Raw genomic sequence first — 4,820 nt, 5'->3', positions numbered from 1 at the left:
GCCGCGACGGCGGCCGCCCGCGAGCACGGGCTGCCGCCGGTCCCGGCGCCGGCGTCGGCGATGCAGGCGGCGATCCCGGTCGCGCTGCGGTCGGTCCGGGCGGCGGCGTCGGGGCACTGAAGCGGCACACCGGCGGACCTGCGCCGGGAGCGGGTTGTTAGCGTTCCGCGCGTGCCGAAGATCCTGACCAGCCTCCCCGTCGGCGAGCGCGTCGGCATCGCCTTCTCCGGTGGCCTCGACACCTCCGTCGCCGTCGCCTGGATGCGCGAGAACGGCGCGGTCCCCTACGCCTACACGGCCGACCTCGGACAGCCCGACGAGCCCGACCTCGTCGCCGTCCGCGAGCGCGCGCTGGAGTACGGCGCCGAGGCCGCCCGCGTCGTCGACTGCCGTCGTGCACTGGTCGACGAGGGCATCGCCGCGATCGCCTGCGGTGCCTTCCACATCCGCGCCGGCGGGATGCCCTACTTCAACACCACCCCGATCGGCCGCGCCGTCACCGGCACGCTGCTCGTCCGCGCCATGGCCGACGACGGCGTCTCCATCTGGGGCGACGGCTCGACCTTCAAGGGCAACGACATCGAGCGGTTCTACCGCTACGGCCTGCTCGCCAACCCCGCCCTGCGGATCTACAAGCCGTGGCTGGACGAGGCGTTCGTCGACCAGCTCGGCGGCCGCGCGGAGATGAGCGCCTGGCTGGGCGAGCGGGAGCTGCCCTACCGGGACTCCGCGGAGAAGGCGTACTCGACCGACGCCAACATCTGGGGTGCCACCCACGAGGCCAAGAGGCTCGAGCACCTCGACACCTCGATCGAGATCGTCGAGCCGATCATGGGCGTGCGGTTCTGGGACCCGGCCGTCGCGGTCGAGACCGAGGACGTCACCGTCGAGTGGGAGTCCGGTCGCCCCGTCGCGATCAACGGCACCCGCTACGACGACCCGGTCGCGCTGGTCGAGGAGGCCAACCGGATCGGTGGCCGGCACGGCCTGGGCATGACCGACCAGATCGAGAACCGGATCATCGAGGCCAAGAGCCGCGGCATCTACGAGGCCCCGGCGATGGCTCTGCTGTTCGTCACCTACGAGCGGCTCGTGTCGGCGATCCACAACCACGACTCGCTGTCGGCCTACGAGGAGCAGGGCCGCCGGCTCGGCAGGCTCCTCTACGAGGGGCGCTGGCTGGAGCCGCAGTCGCTGATGCTGCGCGAGTCCCTGACCCGCTGGGTCGGCAACGCGGTCACCGGGTCGGTCACGCTGCGGCTGCGCCGCGGCAACGACTGGTCGGTGCTCGACACCCGCGGCCCCGCCCTGGCCTACGTCGAGGACCGGCTCTCGATGGAGCGCGTCGAGGACGCCCCGTTCACCCCGGGCGACCGCATCGGCCAGCTCACCCTGCGCAACCTGGACCTGGCCGACTCCCGCGCCAAGCTGGAGCAGTACTCGGCCACCGGGATGCTCGGCGGCGAGTTCGGCACCTTCGTCGGCGAGATCGAGGCCGGGCGTGCGGCGGAGATCACCGCGACGCCGTCGGACCCCGACGCCGAGCAGGCCGAGGAGTCCCTCGACCGCGCCGCGATGGAGGCCGGGACCGACTGAGCCGGGCTCGGGACCGGGTCGCGACGGGCCGGGATGCGATGATCGGGGCCGTGCTACCCACGACCGACCCCGTACCCGGTCCGCGGCCCCGGCCCGGACCGGGCGCACCGGCGGCCGAGGCGGTGGTCGACCTCGACGCCGTCCGGCACAACACCCGGTACCTGTCGGGTCTCGCGTCCGGGGCCGAGACGATGGTCGTGGTCAAGGCCGACGGCTACGGCCACGGCGCCGCCGCCGTCGCACGGGCGGCGCTGTCGGCCGGGGCGACCCGGCTCGGGGTCGCCACCCTGGACGAGGCGCTCGCACTGCGGGCCGACGGTGTCGACGCGCCGTTGCTGTCCTGGCTGCACCTGCCCGACTCCGACTTCGCCGCCGCCGTCGCCGCCGGGGTGGAGCTGTCGGTGTCCGGCCGCGTGCACCTCGCCGCGGTGCTGGCCGGTGCCCGCGCCGCGGGCCGCCGGGTCCGGCTGCACCTCAAGGCCGACACCGGGCTGTCGCGCAACGGCTGTCCGCCCGGCGAGTGGCCCGCCCTGCTCGACGACGTCTCCGACGGCGTCGCCGACGGCACCTGCGAGGTCGTGGCCGTGTGGTCGCACCTGGCCGCCGCCGACGAGCCGGGCCAGCCCGCCGTCGACAGCCAGGCCGCGCGGCTGCACGCCGCCGCCGCGCTCGCCCGGGACCGCGGGTTCGTCCCGCAGCTGCACCTGTGCAACTCGGCGGGCCTGATGACCCGCCCCGACCTGCACCTCGACGTCGTCCGGCCGGGGATCGCCGTCTACGGGCTCGACCCGATCGCCAGCCCCGCCGACAGCCCGCTGCGCCCGGCGATGACGCTCTGCGGCCGGGTCGCGCTCACCAAGACCGTCGAGGCGGGCGAGGGCGTGTCCTACGGCCACGAGTGGGTCGCCCGCGAACCGCGCACGCTGGCACTGGTGCCGCTGGGCTACGCCGACGGCGTTCCGCGCCGGCTCAACGACGGCGGCCGGATGCGCGTGCGGATCGGCGGCACCGTCCGGCCGGTCGCCGGGCGGGTCTGCATGGACCAGTTCGTCGTCGACTGCGGGCGGCCGGGGGTACTGCCGGTCGCGATCGGCGACCCGGTCGAGCTGTTCGGCACCGGCGCCGACGGCGGACCGACGGCCCGCGAGTGGGCCGACGAGCTGGGCACCATCCACTACGAGATCGTCACGGGCGTCCGGGGGCGGGTGCGCCGCACGGTGTCCGACGGGCGCGGGGGAGTCGCATGAGCCGCAGGGGATGGACCGTCGCCGGGATCGCGGGCGGTGTGGTCGGCGCGGCGGGCGCCGCGGCCGGGGTCGGCGTCGCCGCGCAGCGACGCAAGATCGCCGCCACCCGGCGCAGCCTGGCCACCGAGATGTCCGCGCACGCCGGGACGCCGCCGGGCACCGTCGGCGAGGAGATGTCGGTGATGGCCGACGACGGCGTCCGCATCGCCTGCGAGGTGGTCGCGCCGGCCGACGGCTCGGAGCCCGCGCTGACGGTGGTGCTGGTGCACGGATTCGCCCTGGACCGGCGCACCTGGTCCGAGCAGCGGCCGCACCTGGCCGGGCTGACCGGCCCGTCGGTGCGGATGGTGCTCTACGACCAGCGCAGCCACGGCCGCTCCGAGCGGGCTCCCGCGGACTCCTGCACGATCGACCAGCTCGGCCGCGACCTGGACGCCGTCATCCGCGCGGTGGCCCCCGAGGGTCCGCTGGTGCTGGTGTCCCACTCGATGGGCGGCATGACCGTGATGGCGCTGGCCGAGCAGCACCCGGAGCTGTTCCACGAGCGCGTCGCCGGGGTGGCGCTGGTGTCGACCTCGGCGGGGGAGATGGCGTCCTCGGGGTTGCCGGGCACGTTCCTGTCCCGGCGCAACCCGGTCATCCGGACCCTCGGCGGGCTCGCCGCGTGGCAGCCCGGCCTGGTCGAGACGGGCCGGCGCGCGCTGGGCGACATCATCTGGGTGTTCACCAAGCGCTTCGCCTACGGCGACCGCCAGGTCGACCCGCGGATGGTCGACCTCGTCGACACGATGATCGACTCGAACGCCGTCGGCGCGCTCACCGACTTCGTCGACACCCTCGGCACCCACGACCGGCTCGCGGCGCTGCCCGGCCTGTCCGGCTGCGAGGTGCTCGTCCTGGCCGGCGACGGCGACCGGATCATCCCGTGGCGGCACAGCGAGGTCATCGCCGAGGCGGTCCCGACCGCCCGGCTGGTGCGCCTGCCCGGGGTCGGGCACATGCCGATGCTGGAGCAGCCCGAGGTCGTCGACGCCGAGCTCGACGCGCTGATCGCCCGCACCACCGAGCGCACCGCGGGCGGCGGGCTGCGCGCCAAGCGCCCGCCGCAGCTCACCGACACGACCGACGACGAGCAGGCCGAGGCGGGCGGTGCGCTGCAGGGGCTGCTGCGCAGCGCGGGCCGGGTCCGCCGGGGCAGCCGCATCCCGGCCCGGGCCGGCCGGTCCCGGAAGAAGGACCGGCCGTGATCCCCGCCCCCGGCGCGGACGCCGTCGTCACCGAGCTGCCGACCGTCGCCGACACCGAGTCCTTCGGCCGGACGGTCGGGCGCGAGCTGGTCGCCGGTGACGTCGTGCTCCTGGCGGGCCCGCTCGGCGCGGGCAAGACCGCCCTGGTCCGCGGCCTGGCCCGCGGGCTCGGGGTGACCGGCACGGTGGCCTCGCCGACGTTCGTGATCGCCCGCGAGCACCCCTCCGCGGGCGACGGCCCGGCCCTGGTGCACGTCGACGCCTACCGGCTGGGCGGCCCCGACGGGAACGTGGACGTCGCGGCCGAGCTGGACGACCTCGACCTCGACACCGAGCTGGACCGGGCGGTCGTCGCCGTCGAGTGGGGGGTCGGGGTCGCGGAGCGGCTCGCCGGGTCCGCGGTGACGATCACGCTGGAGCGCCGCGACGACGACACCCGGGTCGCGACGCTGCGCCGCACCGCGCGTCCGTAGGCTTGCCGGCGTGCTGGTACTGGCCCTCGACACCGCGACGACCGTGGTCACCGCCGGTCTCGTCGACCTCGGCCCCGACGGCGGGCCGCGGACCCTCGCCGCCCGCGCGCACGACGGCCGCCGCCACGGCGAGCTGCTGATGCCCGCGGTCCGTGCGCTGTGCGCCGAGGCGGGCCACGCGCTCGCCGAGGTCGGGGCGGTGGTCGTCGGCGCCGGTCCGGGCCCGTTCACCGGGCTGCGGGTCGGGATCGCCTCGG

Annotated in this window: 5 protein-coding genes; all 5 read left to right on the top strand. The window is 75.8% G+C overall.

Going from position 1 to position 4,820, the window contains the following annotated elements:
* Positions 1 to 171: 171 nt before the first annotated feature.
* Positions 172 to 1,596, top strand: coding sequence for an argininosuccinate synthase (argG, locus tag GTW08_RS02635; RefSeq protein WP_073576440.1), 1,425 nt, complete (start codon positions 172 to 174; stop codon positions 1,594 to 1,596).
* Between the two features lie 50 nt (positions 1,597 to 1,646).
* The gene (gene alr / locus GTW08_RS02630; RefSeq protein ID WP_346009839.1) at positions 1,647 to 2,843 is read left to right on the top strand and encodes an alanine racemase; all 1,197 of its coding nucleotides are present in this window, start codon (positions 1,647 to 1,649) and stop codon (positions 2,841 to 2,843) included.
* Positions 2,840 to 4,090 (top strand): alpha/beta fold hydrolase, encoded by a 1,251-nt coding sequence (locus GTW08_RS02625; RefSeq protein ID WP_100878719.1) that lies wholly within the window; start codon positions 2,840 to 2,842, stop codon positions 4,088 to 4,090. Before alr ends, GTW08_RS02625 begins: the two co-directional genes overlap by 4 nt.
* Positions 4,087 to 4,563 carry a tRNA (adenosine(37)-N6)-threonylcarbamoyltransferase complex ATPase subunit type 1 TsaE gene (gene tsaE, locus GTW08_RS02620; protein ID WP_073576438.1) on the top strand — a complete coding sequence of 159 codons (477 nt, stop codon included), beginning with the start codon at positions 4,087 to 4,089 and terminating at the stop codon, positions 4,561 to 4,563. Before GTW08_RS02625 ends, tsaE begins: the two co-directional genes overlap by 4 nt.
* A gap of 10 nt (positions 4,564 to 4,573) precedes the next feature.
* Positions 4,574 to 4,820 (top strand): tRNA (adenosine(37)-N6)-threonylcarbamoyltransferase complex dimerization subunit type 1 TsaB (gene tsaB / locus GTW08_RS02615; RefSeq protein WP_161151338.1); only part of this gene is annotated, 247 nt, incomplete at its 3' end.

The sequence above is a fragment of the Pseudonocardia sp. SID8383 genome (assembly GCF_009864975.1).
In the GTDB taxonomy this organism is placed as follows: domain Bacteria; phylum Actinomycetota; class Actinomycetes; order Mycobacteriales; family Pseudonocardiaceae; genus Pseudonocardia; species Pseudonocardia alni.
The sequence above is the reverse complement of the archived record's forward strand: the minus strand, read 5'-3'. Positions and strand labels throughout refer to the sequence as shown.

What these genes read in the sequence shown, in the direction of transcription:
- GTW08_RS02625 (WP_100878719.1), top strand. Translation starts at nt 2,840, where the DNA reads ATGAGCCGCAGGGGATGGACCGTCGCCGGGATCGCGGGCGGTGTGGTC.